A 14,478-nucleotide genomic window follows, 5' to 3' on the forward strand; every position below is an offset into this window, starting at 1 on the left:
GATATGCCATGAAAATTTTATCTATTCGTATAAAAAATTTGGCATCGCTTGCAGGTGAACATTTTATTGATTTTGAAAGCAATCCACTTGCCAGTGCAGGCTTAATCGCAATTGTCGGTAAAACAGGTGCCGGAAAGTCCACGATTCTGGATGCAATGTGTTTGGCACTGTTCAATCGTGTACCTCGTTTAAAAGATAGCGATGGCAAACTGACTGATATCGATGGTTCTGAACTTCTCACCAATTCCCCATTAACTGTTTTGCGTCGCGGTACAGGCATTGGTTTTGCCGAACTAAATTTTGTTGCACAAGATCAAAAAGTATATTCAGCTCGCTGGGAAATTAAACGTGCACGTGAAAATCCCACAGGCAAATTGCAAAGTGTGCAACGTTCACTGAAATGTCTGAGTGATGGCAATATTCTTGCCGATAAAGCCAAAGCGGTAGAAGCTAAAATTCTGCAAATTACTCAGCTGAGTTTTGAGCAATTTACCCGTGCCGTTTTATTGGCTCAATCTGAAGTGACCGCATTTTTAAAATCACGGGATACTGAACGTGGTGAACTGCTCGAATATCTGACCAACTCCAGTATTTTTGGCAAAATTGGTCAATTGGCATATGAAAAAACCAAGGAAATCGCCAAGCAGCGCAAAGCTTTAGAAGTCAGACTCGGTGATATCGAGACTTTGTCGAAAGAAGATTTAGCGACTATAAGCGATCAATTCAATACAATCTGTACTGAATACAAAAAATTAGAACAAGAAAAATCGGCACTCGAAAAAAACCAGCGATGGTTTGAGCAAAAGCAAAAGCTGGAAAATGATGTTCAGCAACGACAGCGTCAGCATGTGGAGCAACAACAAAAATTTGATTTACTGAATACAGAACGTGGCCGTCTAAAACAACTCGAAGTTTTTGCATCCATCCGTCCAAGTATGATCCAGCAAGAAAAAACACAAACAGAATTAGCTCGGTTAAAATCTCAAATTCAAAGTACTGAACTACAGTTTCATACCATTCAGCAAGTTTTTGAGCAAAAACAGACTGCATTTAAACAGATTGATGAACAACTCAAAGCGCTACAGCATTTTGAACACACCCATCAGCACCGTATTGACCAAGTCCGTCACTGTATTCAAGAACGTGAATTCATTGGTAAACAGTTTGTTAAAGCAAAATCTGTATTGGACGAGTTTCAAAAAGAGTTACAGCCCTTAATCCTTGTACAAACTCAGCTACACAAGGAATTAGCGCAATTCAAGTCAGATCAGCAAAAACAAACCGAACAGTTGAATCAAACGATGCAATTAAGCAGTTTAGATGATGGACTTTCCGCGCATCTCACACATTTACAACGATTTATTCAGCATTACCAAAGTTTTGAAAAACAATATGGCGATATTGCTTCTGCTAGAACTGATTTAAGTCAGAAAAAGCAGCAATTGGAATCACTACAACAACAGTATGGCGATGACCAAAAAATTGATCACCAACTATTAGAACTTCGCCGCGATCAGGCAAAAAATTTGGAGCAACAACATCAATTTAGTTTAATTCAAAATCAATTTAAACAATGGCTACAACAACGCTCTGAACAGCATCAACTGCAAACAACGTGCAATGCGCTCGCACAGCAGAGTGCCCAAAGTAAAATCCAAGTTGATTTGCAAGAACAGCAATACCAAACCCATAAACTTGAACGTGAAAACTTACAACGCATGCTGCAACAACAGCGCTTATTACATGCTGAAAATATTGAGAAATTACGCGAGCAATTGATTGATGGAGAAGCATGTTTAGTCTGTGGCAGTTTACATCATCCATTTAAAACTGATCTTTCTGCACTATCGAGTGAACTCGTCAATTTGCAAGAGCAACAAGAGCAGCAAGCGATTCAAATCGAACAAGACAGTTTTAATGCTTGGCAAAAGATTCAGCAATTACACACACAGCAAACAGCATCTTTGAGCGAACAGCAAAAACGTCTCGATGATTTAAATATTCAACATCAACAGCATGAACAGGCGCTTTATCAAAGCTTCAAAAATACCCAAATTCAAATAGACTTAACCCAACAATCTGAACAGATTGAACAACAACTGCTTCAAGTCAATCAAATCCTGCAACAAGAAAAAATAACACTTGAGGAAAATATCAAACAACTCGATGAGGTTGAAAAAACACAACGGAATTTAACCCAAAATATTCAGCAAATCTCACAACAACTGTCGATTGTTCAACAAGCTGAACAGAATATTCAATACCTTCTAGACCTGCTCACTGCTGATCAACGAAATGCTTGGCATAAGCAAACCTTAACTGTTGCACAACACATTGTGCAACAATTGCATGAGCGTCAGCATCTGTTGCACAATCTTGAGACTTTAAATCAGCAACTGAATGAGAAAGCTCAACTACTCGCTCAAAAAAATAACGAGATTCAAGCCAAAAATAATCAGATTGAACTCGCTGAAAAAGATAAAGTTGAATTTGAGCGTCAAGGACAAGAGAACAAGGAACTTGCCGTTCAGCTTATTTTTGAGATGACGCAAACTTCGGTCGATAAACCACATGAATGGCTGACTCAACACGATGAACAGCGTAAAAATTTACAGCTGCAACATCAGAAAATACAACAAAGTTTCGAAACAGCTCGTCAACAATTTGATAGCCAACAACGGCAGCTTGATCAACTCAGAATTCAGTTGGCTCAACTTGAAACACAGCATCATGCTTGTGTTTTAGAAATCGAACACTGGTTAAATCAAAATTTAGATTTTAATCATGCTTTGATTTCACAATTAAGCCTCATTTCAACTGAAGAAACTCAAAAACTACGTCAACATATTAAAGATATCGAACATGCCTTGGTCGATGCAGCATCCGCCCTGAAAACCACACAACATCTGCTCGCACAACATTTACAAACTCAACCTGAAGTACAAATCTTACAGATTGAGCGTGCCATTGAACTGAACCTTAAAGCTTTAGCAGAGCGACAAGAACAGCGTGACCAACTTAAGACCAAGTTAGATGTTCACTACTCGAACCTAGATAAGCAAAAACAATTTGCTGAACAAATTCAGCAAATTCAAACTGAAGAATATCGCTGGAATAAAATTTCCAGTCTTATGGGGGATGCCACAGGCAAAAAATTCCGTGATTATGCGCAGCAATATAACCTTGATATTTTGCTTGAATTTGCCAATCAGCAACTCGCGATGCTGTCTCAGCGTTACACCTTAAAACGTTTAGACAACTCACTCAGTCTTGCCATTATTGACCATGATATGGATGGTGAAACCCGTTCTGTTTCATCGCTTTCTGGGGGTGAGTCATTCTTGACCGCCCTTGCCTTGTCTTTAGCAATTGCCAATATGGCTTCAGGCTCCATGAAAATAGAATCCCTTTTTATCGATGAAGGTTTTGGCACCCTTGATGCATCTTCATTACATATGGTGATGAATGCACTTGATCAGTTACAAAGTCAGGGACGTAAAGTGGTCGTAATCTCACATATTCAGGAAATGCATGAACGGATTCCAGTACAGATCCAGGTCAAGCCTGTTGGTGCAGGCGCCAGTACCATTCAGATTATAGGTTAGCGATGATTCACCCTGCCCCGAACACGCTCTCGCCCTATTTCAGCTTACAGCTTGAGAGCCTACGGGGTATCAGTGCCATTGTGGTGCTGTTCAGTCACTGCTTTCAGGCATTTATTGCGCCTTTCGATACCAGCATTTATTCATGGATACGCCTGCTTGGACAGGCTGCAGTCATGATTTTCTTTGCCTTAAGTGGCTATCTGATCGGCTATTCGATCCAGCACAACATTCATCAGCATGGTCAGTTCAATCTGCACCGTTATGCTCGACAGCGTTGCAGCAGAATTTTACCACCCTTTCTGTTTGCCATGGGGTTGACCCTGGTTCTCTATCTACTCGCTCCACTATTATTTGCCAGCCATACTCATGCTTTTCAACACAGTTTTGGCATGATGATCCGGACTGACTATAATGTAGACATGATGGAATTTTTTGGTTCGCTGCTATTTTTGAATGGCTTTGTAACACCAACGGTTTTAGCCAATGCTGCACTCTGGAGCCTGAGCTATGAAGTGTGGTTTTATGTGCTGGCCGGATTCCTACCTTTTTTAAAAAATTCGGAAATCGCCAAAATCGGATTTTTTATGGTTCTGGCTATACTGTCATTACTGAACATCCAGTTTTTTATTTATTTTCTGGTCTGGCTTAGTGCCTTTGCCTGTTCATTTCGATATATCCAGCTACGTTTTTTAAACCGCTTACAATCGGTCAAATTAGCCCTAGTCGGCTTGGCATTTCTAATCGCCTGTTTTGATGCTTACCAGTTTCAGCTGATTGATGAGGCCCAGCAATACCGTGCTGCGAATTTTGCCCCTTTTAATTTCTGTGTGGGTTTGGCCTTTAGCTGCTGGCTGGTACAGCTCCAGCATCAACGTAGTCACTACCATCCGGTCTGGGTTCAATCCGCAGACTTTTCCTATACCTTGTATGTGACCCATTTCCCCTTACTTTTATTTATTTTGGGCTGTATTCCGGCAACTTTGGCCTATGGTCTGGGCGGAGCAGTTTTAGCCTTGCTTGCGAGCATGTGCAGCTTAATAGTCTTTGCCTGGTTAATGGCTAAATGGCTCGAACCAGCCAGAAAAAAAGCGTTATCCAATACCCTGCGATAACGCTTTGCTGCAAAAAACTGACATTAGTAGTTTATACATCTTTTTTAGGCCGTGCACCAAATAGGGCTGTGCCAACACGAACCATGGTAGAACCCGCAGCAATCGCTTCGGTCATATCCCCAGACATGCCCATACTTAAAGTATCCCAATCTTCAGGGTGTGCATGCTGAACTTTGACTGCATCAAATAAAACTTTGGCATCAGCAAAGGCTTGAAGATTATTCGGTGCAGGAATCACCATCAGGCCACGTAAACGTACATTCGGCAGTTGGCTGATTTGTGCCACCAGTTCTGCGACTTCTTCCGGCTGGCAGCCATCTTTGGTATCCTGGCCATCAATATTCACCTGAATACAGATATTCAGTGCGGACTGATTATCTCCACGCTGATTTGATAAACGCTCGGCAATAATCAGGCGATCGACTCCATGTACCCAGGCAAAATTTTCCGCCAGAGCCTTGGTTTTGTTGCGCTGCACATGACCAATAAAATGCCATTCAATCTCCAGCTCTTTCAGTGCCGTGATTTTTTCCAGTGCTTCCTGCAAATAGTTTTCACCAAAAGCACGTTGCCCTGCCTGATACATCTCTGCCAGCACGCTACTCGGCTGGGTCTTGGAAACGGCAAGCAGTTGCACCTCATCTGCTTCGCGGCCGGCCTCAACACAGGCAGTTTCAATTTGCACTAAAACCTGATTTCGTGACTGTTGCAACATATTCATTGATGGGGTTCTCATTTCATTCATCTTTTTTTCCCTTGCCCATGAACTAAGTGTTGGTTAAGCTGTGGGAAAGCCTTATTATTCTATCAAAATAATTAACATTTTAATGAACTCGGGGACCTTATGGATATCACAGAATTGTTGGCATTTTCTGCTAAAAATGGTGCGTCGGATTTACACTTGTCTGCGGGCTTACCGCCAATGATTCGTGTCGATGGGGAGGTTCGTCGCATCAACCTTCCAGCATTAGAACATAAAGAAGTGCATAAACTCGTTTATGACATCATGAACGATAAACAGCGCCGTGATTTTGAAGAAAATCTGGAAACTGACTTTTCTTTTGAAGTGCCTGGCGTGGCACGTTTCCGTGTCAACGCATTTAACCAGAACCGCGGTGCCGGTGCGGTATTCCGTACCATTCCCTCTAAAGTCCTGACCCTTGAAGATCTGGGCATGGGACAAATTTTTAAGGATATCTGTGAATATCCACGTGGTCTGGTCCTCGTCACAGGTCCTACCGGTTCGGGTAAATCAACTACCTTGGCGGCGATGCTGGACTATATTAATGACAACCGCTATGACCATATTCTGACCGTCGAAGACCCAATCGAATTTGTACACCAATCCAAAAAATGCCTGATCAACCAGCGTGAAGTACATCGTGATACGCATGGCTTTAATGAAGCATTACGTTCTGCATTACGTGAAGACCCGGATATTATTCTGGTCGGTGAGATGCGTGACCTTGAAACCATTCGTCTGGCATTAACTGCCGCAGAAACCGGTCACTTAGTATTTGGTACGCTGCATACCACCTCAGCGGCCAAAACCATTGACCGTGTGATCGACGTATTTCCTGCCGAAGAAAAAGACATGGTACGCGCCATGTTGTCTGAATCCCTACAAGCCGTAGTTTCACAGGCTCTGCTGAAGAAAAATGGCGGTGGGCGTGTCGCAGCGCATGAAATCATGATTGGTATTCCTGCGATCCGTAACCTGATCCGTGAAAACAAAGTCGCACAAATGTACTCAGCAATTCAGACCGGTGCCAACTATGGCATGACCACGCTGGACCAGACCCTGAAAACACTAGTGTCCAAAGGTTTGATCAGCCCGCAAGTTGCACGTACTGCAGCCAAACAGCCAGAAGCATTTTTATAAGAAAATTGAATTGTATTGGGGTTTATATACATGGATTTTAACGGCTTACTTGATTATATGGTGGAGAAAAAAGCATCGGATCTGTTCATTACTGCCGATGTCGAACCGTCCATCAAGATTAATGGTCAGATTTTACCGATTGGCTCAGTAAAATTACCCGGTGCGGCAGTAGGACAACTACTCCATTCCATCATGACCGAAAAGCAGCGTAAAGAATTTGCTGACAGTCGTGAATGTAACTTTGCCATCAGCACGCCGGATAAAAGTGCCCGCTTCCGTGTCAGTGCCTTTCAGCAACGCGATCAACCGGGGATGGTTTTGCGTCGGATTGAAACCGTCATTCCGACCATGGATGAACTCAAGTTACCGCCAATTTTAAAAGAACTGGCGATGACCAAACGTGGCATCATTATTTTTGTCGGGGCAACGGGTACCGGTAAATCAACCTCGCTGGCGTCTTTGGTCGGTTATCGTAATGAAAATTCCAAAGGTCATATCATTACCATTGAAGATCCAATCGAATTTATTCACCAGCATAAGGGTTGTATCATTACCCAGCGTGAAGTCGGCATTGATACAGATTCATTTGAAATCGCTCTGAAAAACACCTTGCGTCAGGCACCGGATGTAATTCTGATTGGTGAGATCCGTTCACGTGAAACCATGGATTATGCGATTGCCTTTGCCGAAACCGGTCATCTGGTCTTTGCTACCCTGCACGCTAACAACGCTAACCAGGCGATTGACCGGATTATCCATTTCTTCGAAGCAGACCGGCATAATCAGCTGTTTATGGACTTGTCCCTAAACATGAAAGCGATTGTGGCACAGCAACTGATTCCAACCATCGATGGCAATGGTCGCCGCGCTGCCATTGAGATTCTAATTAACTCGCCACTGATTGCCGACTTGATTCGTAAAGGTGATGTGCATGAGATCAAGGATCTGATGAAGCGTTCCCGTGAACTGGGCATGCAGACCTTCGATCAGGCGCTGTATGATCTGTATAAAGCCAAACAGATCAGCTATAAAGATGCACTGAAACATGCAGATTCACCAAACGATCTGCGACTGCAAATCAAGCTCTCAGAAGAAGGTGGCAGCCACTTATTACGTGCGCATTCCAATATTACTTTTGATGGTCAGTCCTGATCATCTTGAAGGCATAAAAAAACAGGCTTCGCATGAAGCCTGTTTTTTTGTTTGAACCAACGCTCAAATTATTTTTTACGGAACACTTCCTGACAGGCAGGCGCATCGCAATAACCATACAGATTCAGTGAGTGACCGGTTAATTCAAAACCAAATTTTTCAGCAACGTCATGCTGCTCTTTTTCAATCGTGTCATTAATAAATTCAACAACTTTGCTGCAATTTAAACACACCAGATGATCGTGGTGATCTTCCTGCATAATTTCAAAAACTGAATGATTATTTTCAAAATTATGACGTTCGATAATGCCCGCTGCTTCAAACTGTGTTAACACACGATACACAGTTGCTAAACCTACATCTTCGCCCTGATCGAGTAAAGTCTTGTAAATATCTTCCGCACTTAAATGATGTTGTTTTGAATTTTCTAGTAATTCTAATATTTTAATTCGTGGAAGGGTAACTTTCAGCCCAGCTTTTCGTAAATCTTGGTTTGAAATAGTCATGTAAAAAGGTCTCTCAACAAAATCAAAGTTGGAATATGCAACAAAGTTTAGATGCAGTATGATCTATCCTTGGATCAAATGCATCATAATTAATTTGGGATAGTTTAGCAAAATGCAAAAAATCATGTTGACGTTATTCGTCACTTCATTGCTCGTCGGCTGTTCGACATTAGGTGTTTATAAAGTAGATATTCCACAAGGAACCCCTTTAACCCAAGCACAAGCCGCTAAAATTCAGGTGGGAATGAGCCATCAACAGGTGCGTTTCTTACTCGGCAGTCCAACAGTAAGCGATCCACTGAATCCTTTACGTTGGGACTACATCTATAACTATACCCCAGGAACCTACGCTAAAAAAGCCAAGATCCCGGCAGCCCAAGGCCAGCATTTGAAAATCTACTTTAACCAGTCTGGTATCGTGGAACGTGTTGAAGGTCTGGAGACGATTCCAGAATCTCAACCCGGCTTACCAGGATCAAAAGAAGCGATTTTAAATGCTCCTCCACTATAGTCGGTTTCACATGAAAAAGCCCCTGAATCATCAGGGGCTTTTTTAATTAAGCTGATTGATTGAGCAGATCATTGAAACTACTGCTCATTCAAGCCGCTCTCTATTCGGAAGATGGTTTCAGCTTTTTTAAAAGATTGCCTCTGGCATAACGACCCACCGGATTTTTCTCGGCGCGTTTACGTCGGATGTCTTTAGGATTGATGGTCAGTGCTCGGTAAATTTCCACCCTGTCACCTGCTGCCAGTGGCTGCTGCTGATCTTGCAAGCGCACGCCAAAAATGCCCAAAAATAATGGTTCAGGCAAGTCGACCTGCTCACGGATTCCACTTTGCTCAATCGCGTCCAGTGCCGTCATGCCAGGCTGAAATGACACGGCTAGATGAAATTGTTTTTCTGGCGTCGCATATGCCACCCAAATCATCGCCTCACTCATCAGACGAATTGTCCTAAGACAGCAATGATTGCCAGAATAATCCCGACCGGCAACACCACACGTACTGCAATACGCCAGATGTTATAAAACGCTTCAGAGCTAAAATTCATTGATTTACGCAAATGACTGATCTTCATGATCCAGCCGGCAAACAGTGCATAGATCAAACAAATCAATAGGCCCCAGACTAACAAGACCACATTGAAAATTGGGCTTAGATTTGGAATAGCCCAGATCAGTGTAACCGCCGCCACAATCGCCCATTGAATCGCAGGATGAAGCTGGCGTTGCTGTAATTGTTCACGTGCCATTTGCAGAATTAATGCGGCAGCTGCCACCATTGCTGCGACCAGAGTAAATGCAGGAATTTGTGCTTGTACGGCAAAGAAAGCAAATGCAATGACAGCAACGAGCTGCGCAATCCAGATCGGCAATACCGTCTTGCTGGCGACATCCTGTTGTTGTACAGCGCTCAGGCTAGATTGCCAGTACAAGCCCATGCCCAGACCACTTGCCACCAGCGCCAATACCGTGGCATTGCCCCATTCCGAGAACTCGACTGGCGTGATTTGCCATGCAGGTAGCACCGTTCCCATCACATTGGCTAGAACCAGAGACGCCAGTACGCCAATCGTTGTAAAAGCTAATAAAATTTGACGCGGCAGCAGTGACAAGACCAGCGCAGCAATTGCCAATCCGATCAACAAAAGGTTCGGTGCAAGATCAAGTGCAACAACCGCCAGAACATTGCTGGCATTGTTCAACATAGCACCTGCCAAAAACGGAATAAAAATCACACTTAACCAGCCGACAATACGCCATTTCTGTGACGCATCCGCTTCACGGGTCAGCGTCGAAAGCGCCTGTAATGGCGTTGTTTTAGAGCGCTTGGCCAAAGCAATTTCCAAGTAGCAGACTGGAAGTGCCAGAATCAGCATGGAGGCCAACCAGAGCATCCAGAAATCCATCTGACGATCAATCTGTATACCGGTTATCGGTGCGAGCGTCGCGATGATAATAAACGATAAACAGAAAGCCATCAGCGGCGATAACCATTTTGACATAGCATTGTCCTGCATGATGCATTCCTATAAAAATCTAGCGCTATTTTGCCTTGTGGAGCGGTGAAAATCAAAAACAAAAAGCAAACCACCATGACAGTGATTTGCTGCGCAAAAATTATAATTAGATTTTAATTTTTGTTATCTCGTTACGTCTTTTATTATGAAAAGAAACGAGCGAACCAGTTTTTACCTGTTTTCTTTTCTTTTTCCTTGATGATCCCCATCATATTTTCTTTCACGGCACCGACATAATCGGCGTCATCATGCTGAATATGGTTAATCAGCCATTTCGATAATACTTCGTGCAGTTCATGTTCAATCGACTGCCCCAGTTCAAAACGGTCACGATAAGATTCAATTTTCTTAATAAACAGGTCATGCACACGTTTATGCGGCACCCGATATTTATAGCCGGCTTCTTCCTGAAGAGATTCCTCAAAGGTGAAATGCGACTGGGTATAATCAATAATATTATCAAGAATCTGTTTAATACGGGCACGCTCGGTATTGGCATCAATTCCATCAATTTCGTTGATATAATCGAGAATTCGTTTGTGCTGATCGTCAATCACATCGATACCAGTATTATAATCTGGAACCCATTTCATTTTCATTACGACCACCTATAAATATTAAGGACTTATAACGTGAAAATGAGCATATAGCGTATTGATTCAAATAAAAATGAAGCAAATTAGTCGGCTTTCCGCCTAAATCCGGCTTTTTCATTTTAAGTTTCTGTTATATATAATTAAAAATAATTTATCCTGAGTAAAAGGCTAAGATATTAATTAACCAAAATCCGCAATAAACCTTTATTTATTCTTAGATTTTTTCTTATTTTTTAAATATAAAAAAACGGAGTTTAAACTCCGTCTTTAATCGCATTTCAATATTGATCAGCTCGCGTGACGCGTTTTAAGGAAGGATCAAGACGTTCACGTTCCAGACGTTCAACATGCGTCAACTGAGAACGTACTTTCGCCCCATGCTGAAACAGGATCATTTCACCGGGCTGGAAGGCAGTCCATTCTTCATTCTGGGTCAATGGTTCAGTGGTAATCACTGCGACGCGATCTTCAGGGGTCGTGACCTGACTAAAGTCCACTTCGACATCAATATCAATCAGCTGAGCCGGTCTAAACGGGTATTCACGTACCAGCCAGTGGAGTTTAGTAATCGCATAGCTAAACAGCGCCTGACCATTCGACAGGCAGAAATTAAAGGTGCCATGCTCCGCGATTGCAGGTGAAATTTCAGCTAGAAGATCGAAAACCTGATCCAGTTTCGGCTCATGATAGCCAAAGCGTTTCACCAGTTGATCCAGCAGGTAACAGAAGGCACGCTCACTGTCGGTATTGCCGACTGGGGTAAAGCGCCCTGACAATTCGGGAAAATAATTATGCAAATCACCATTATGGGCAAAAATCCACTGCCGCCCCCAAAGTTCACGGCTAAAAGGATGCGAGTTTTCCAGATTAATTTTACCTTGAGTGGCTTTACGGATATGGGCAATCACATTGCGGGATTTGATCGGATAATTACGTACCAGTTCAGCAATCGGAGATTCAACCGCAGACTGGTTATCAACAAACAGACGGCAGGCTTTATCTTCAAAGAAAGCAATCCCGAAACCATCCGCATGATCAGAGGTAATGCCCGCCCGTTGGGAAAATCCGCGGAAGGAAAAAGTAATATCCGTCGGGGTGGCACAATTCATTCCGAGCAGTTGGCACATGGTTTGATTTCAGCTCTTTATTTCACTTAGAAGCTTATTGTGCATGACTGTTCCTGTCATTTCAAATAGCTGGCTATAAGAAATCCAAATAAAAAAGAGCCTGCATAGAGACTCTTTTTGGCAAGAAATGGCTTATGAACGATGCGGATTGGCACGGTTGGTAATTAAGGTGCCAACACCATGATCGGTAAAAATTTCCAGCAAACTTGCATGCGGTACACGACCATCGACGATATGCGCACTCACGACACCGCCTTTTACCGCATCCAGAGCACAGCCTACTTTCGGAATCATGCCGCCATAAATCACGCCGGTTTCAATTAAACGATCGACTTCTTGAGTGGTCAAACCAGTTAACAGATTTTTATTTTCATCCAGCACACCTGTGATATTGGTGAGCAAAATCAGTTTTTCTGCACCTAAGGCTTCAGCGACTTTACCAGCAACCAGATCGGCATTGATATTATAGGTATTGCCTTCTTCATCGACACCTAGCGGGGCAATGACTGGAATAAAGTCACTATTGGTGAACATTTCCAGAACATCGGTTTTCACACCGACAACTTCACCGACCAGACCCAGATCAATTTGCTGAACCGAACCATCTTCAGCCACTTTTTCCATCAACAGTTTTTGTGCACGGATCAGGTTACCATCTTTACCGGTAAGACCAATCGCACGGCCACCATGCTGGTTAATCAGGTTCACGATAGATTTGTTAACGCTACCGCCAAGTACCATCTCGACTACTTCCATGGTCGCAGGATCAGTCACGCGCATACCGTCAATACGGTCTGATTCGCGGCCCAGCTGTTTCAGCATGGAATCGACTTGCGGGCCACCACCATGTACCACGATCGGATTAATACCGACTGTTTTTAATAAAACGATATCACGTGCAAATGAACTTTCCAGCTCAGGATCGGTCATCGCGTTACCGCCGTATTTTACCACCAGGGTTTTACCCGCAAAGCGTTGAATATACGGCAAAGCTTCTGTCAAAATCTGTGCTTTGTCGATGCCTGTTTGTTGATTTGGCATTCGCCTCTCCTTATTGAGCATCTAAAATGTCTTGAGCGATCTCTGGATAACGGTCACGCAACATGGCTACAAACAGGTGACGAATTTCATTCAGACCTTGGGCATTATTGGCATCAAAGCGCACTGTGAAATACTCACCTGTATTGGATGCTCGAATGATGCCAAAACCATCCTCAAAATCAAGACGTATCCCATCAATTTTACTGATTTGCACATGAATTCTTGCAGATTGCTGCTCAACGAAGTTTAAAAGCTCAACTGGACGCACTTGGCGCGTTGAAATATAAAGATCTTCAGTACCATACCGTTTTGGATAAGCCGCCAAGGCCTGCGCGAGAGTTTGCCCCGTTTGGTCGAGATATTCCATGACTCTGAGCGCTGCATAGAGTCCATCATCATAGCCCCAGCCGCGACCATCATTAAAGACATAATGTCCGGCATATTCCCCACCAAAAATCGCTTGCTGCTGAGACTGGTTCAGATAAGTTCTGAGAAATGAACTGCCGGTACGAATCATTACCGGCTCTCCACCTAAACGTTGCACCGTATCACGAACTAAGGTTGAACATTTCACATCATAAACAAATTGGCATGGCGCTGAATCATTGAGACAAATTTCAGCAAACAGGCACAATAACTGATCGGCTGTAATAATCTGACCATGTTCATCAATCAGAACCAAGCGATCGCCATCACCGTCCAAGGCAATACCGAGATCAGCCTGCTGTTGCATGACAGTTTGGCGTAAAGTCTCAAGATGTTTGTCCTGCGAAGGATCCGGCGCATGATCCGGAAAATGTCCATTGGCCTCACAACGTAAAGCAGTCACTTCACAACCCATTTTTCTGAGTACCAAGTCGGCACAACGTCCGGCGGAGCCATGCAGACCATCCAGAATCACTTTAAATGAGCGCTTTAATTGAATATCTTCTAATATTCCCTGCTGATACTGCAGGCAAAACTCTGGAATAATCTGATGCGGCAGTTCGGCTAAACCAAGGAGCTGGCTATCGCAATGCGACTTTGCCAGTTGGGCCACCTGTTGAATCATCTCAGGACAAGGTGGTTCACCATCAATAATCCATTTAATACCATTATCTTCTTTAGGATTATGACTGGCAGTGACCATAATGCCATTGCCATCAAACTGACGTGCGGTGAAATATAGCATTGGGCTTGAACAGCAGCCTATAATAGTGGCTTCCAGCGAATAGTCTTTAAAAATACGGGCGATGATATCAGCAAAAGCCGGGCTACTGATGCGTGCATCATAACCAATGGCGACACGTGTCTGTCCCGCAGCCTGATACTGCTGGGCTAAACCGTGGGCAATTGCATCAATGATCCCGGCACCTAATAGACTGACTTTACCGCGTATGTCATAGGCACGAAAGATATGCATGGGGAATGGATGATTCATAGATCCCATAAAAC

Annotated in this window: 13 protein-coding genes; 5 read left to right on the top strand and 8 right to left on the bottom strand. The window is 43.3% G+C overall.

The annotated features are described in order from the left end of the window. Positions 1-8 precede the first annotated feature (8 nt). Entirely contained in the window at positions 9-3,605 is a 3,597-nt protein-coding gene (locus ACTL4S_RS01780; RefSeq protein WP_441298634.1) for an SbcC/MukB-like Walker B domain-containing protein, read from the top strand. A 5-nt stretch (positions 3,606-3,610) separates the two neighbouring features. Further along, positions 3,611-4,717, top strand: a complete 1,107-nt coding sequence (locus tag ACTL4S_RS01785; RefSeq protein WP_502917758.1) for an acyltransferase family protein — start codon at positions 3,611-3,613, stop codon at positions 4,715-4,717. A 31-nt stretch (positions 4,718-4,748) separates the two neighbouring features. Here ACTL4S_RS01785 and ACTL4S_RS01790 read toward each other — a convergent pair whose 3' ends face one another. Further along, complete coding sequence (locus tag ACTL4S_RS01790; RefSeq protein WP_441298678.1) at positions 4,749-5,438, bottom strand: YggS family pyridoxal phosphate-dependent enzyme; 690 nt, start codon at positions 5,436-5,438, stop codon at positions 4,749-4,751. Between the two features lie 123 nt (positions 5,439-5,561). Here ACTL4S_RS01790 and ACTL4S_RS01795 point away from each other — a divergent pair, with 123 nt between their 5' ends. Both ACTL4S_RS01795 and ACTL4S_RS01800 read left to right on the top strand, forming a co-directional pair. Beyond that, positions 5,562-6,599, top strand: coding sequence for a type IV pilus twitching motility protein PilT (locus ACTL4S_RS01795; protein WP_004279279.1), 1,038 nt, complete (start codon positions 5,562-5,564; stop codon positions 6,597-6,599). Between the two features lie 30 nt (positions 6,600-6,629). After that, positions 6,630-7,751, top strand: a complete 1,122-nt coding sequence (locus ACTL4S_RS01800; protein ID WP_004279277.1) for a PilT/PilU family type 4a pilus ATPase — start codon at positions 6,630-6,632, stop codon at positions 7,749-7,751. Between the two features lie 68 nt (positions 7,752-7,819). Here ACTL4S_RS01800 and fur read toward each other — a convergent pair whose 3' ends face one another. Beyond that, positions 7,820-8,257: a ferric iron uptake transcriptional regulator gene (fur, locus tag ACTL4S_RS01805; RefSeq protein ID WP_004279276.1), complete on the bottom strand. Its 438-nt coding sequence runs from the start codon at positions 8,255-8,257 to the stop codon at positions 7,820-7,822. Positions 8,258-8,369: 112 nt separating this feature from the next. Here fur and ACTL4S_RS01810 point away from each other — a divergent pair, with 112 nt between their 5' ends. Next, positions 8,370-8,768: an outer membrane protein assembly factor BamE gene (locus tag ACTL4S_RS01810; protein ID WP_004279275.1), complete on the top strand. Its 399-nt coding sequence runs from the start codon at positions 8,370-8,372 to the stop codon at positions 8,766-8,768. Positions 8,769-8,868: 100 nt separating this feature from the next. On the opposite strand, the gene ACTL4S_RS01815 is transcribed toward ACTL4S_RS01810, so the two are convergent. From ACTL4S_RS01815 to ACTL4S_RS01840, 6 genes are all read right to left on the bottom strand, one after another. Further along, complete coding sequence (locus ACTL4S_RS01815; protein ID WP_005104788.1) at positions 8,869-9,201, bottom strand: RnfH family protein; 333 nt, start codon at positions 9,199-9,201, stop codon at positions 8,869-8,871. Further along, complete coding sequence (locus ACTL4S_RS01820; protein ID WP_138742935.1) at positions 9,201-10,280, bottom strand: hypothetical protein; 1,080 nt, start codon at positions 10,278-10,280, stop codon at positions 9,201-9,203. The genes ACTL4S_RS01815 and ACTL4S_RS01820 overlap by 1 nt, the downstream gene beginning before the upstream one ends. A gap of 143 nt (positions 10,281-10,423) precedes the next feature. Further along, a complete protein-coding gene (locus ACTL4S_RS01825; protein WP_004646133.1) occupies positions 10,424-10,879 on the bottom strand; it encodes a bacteriohemerythrin in 456 nt (151 codons plus the stop codon). 275 nt (positions 10,880-11,154) lie between these two features. Then, complete coding sequence (locus tag ACTL4S_RS01830; protein ID WP_441298635.1) at positions 11,155-12,003, bottom strand: class II glutamine amidotransferase; 849 nt, start codon at positions 12,001-12,003, stop codon at positions 11,155-11,157. Positions 12,004-12,135: 132 nt separating this feature from the next. Continuing rightward, positions 12,136-13,044 carry an acetylglutamate kinase gene (argB, locus tag ACTL4S_RS01835; protein WP_005104791.1) on the bottom strand — a complete coding sequence of 303 codons (909 nt, stop codon included), beginning with the start codon at positions 13,042-13,044 and terminating at the stop codon, positions 12,136-12,138. Between the two features lie 10 nt (positions 13,045-13,054). Next, positions 13,055-14,473 (bottom strand): phosphomannomutase/phosphoglucomutase, encoded by a 1,419-nt coding sequence (locus ACTL4S_RS01840; protein ID WP_441298636.1) that lies wholly within the window; start codon positions 14,471-14,473, stop codon positions 13,055-13,057. Between the last annotated feature and the right edge of the window lie 5 nt (positions 14,474-14,478).

The organism is Acinetobacter lwoffii (assembly GCF_052078135.1).
Taxonomy (GTDB): domain Bacteria; phylum Pseudomonadota; class Gammaproteobacteria; order Pseudomonadales; family Moraxellaceae; genus Acinetobacter; species Acinetobacter lwoffii_Z.

Coding starts and splice junctions, on each gene's coding strand:
- ACTL4S_RS01780 (WP_441298634.1), top strand. CDS start 9: ATGAAAATTTTATCTATTCGTATAAAAAATTTGGCATCGCTTGCAGGT.
- ACTL4S_RS01790 (WP_441298678.1), bottom strand. CDS start 5,438: ATGAATATGTTGCAACAGTCACGAAATCAGGTTTTAGTGCAAATTGAA.
- ACTL4S_RS01795 (WP_004279279.1), top strand. CDS start 5,562: ATGGATATCACAGAATTGTTGGCATTTTCTGCTAAAAATGGTGCGTCG.
- ACTL4S_RS01800 (WP_004279277.1), top strand. CDS start 6,630: ATGGATTTTAACGGCTTACTTGATTATATGGTGGAGAAAAAAGCATCG.
- fur (WP_004279276.1), bottom strand. CDS start 8,257: ATGACTATTTCAAACCAAGATTTACGAAAAGCTGGGCTGAAAGTTACC.
- ACTL4S_RS01810 (WP_004279275.1), top strand. CDS start 8,370: ATGCAAAAAATCATGTTGACGTTATTCGTCACTTCATTGCTCGTCGGC.
- ACTL4S_RS01815 (WP_005104788.1), bottom strand. CDS start 9,201: ATGAGTGAGGCGATGATTTGGGTGGCATATGCGACGCCAGAAAAACAA.
- ACTL4S_RS01820 (WP_138742935.1), bottom strand. CDS start 10,280: ATGCAGGACAATGCTATGTCAAAATGGTTATCGCCGCTGATGGCTTTC.
- ACTL4S_RS01825 (WP_004646133.1), bottom strand. CDS start 10,879: ATGAAAATGAAATGGGTTCCAGATTATAATACTGGTATCGATGTGATT.
- ACTL4S_RS01830 (WP_441298635.1), bottom strand. CDS start 12,003: ATGTGCCAACTGCTCGGAATGAATTGTGCCACCCCGACGGATATTACT.
- argB (WP_005104791.1), bottom strand. CDS start 13,044: ATGCCAAATCAACAAACAGGCATCGACAAAGCACAGATTTTGACAGAA.
- ACTL4S_RS01840 (WP_441298636.1), bottom strand. CDS start 14,473: ATGGGATCTATGAATCATCCATTCCCCATGCATATCTTTCGTGCCTAT.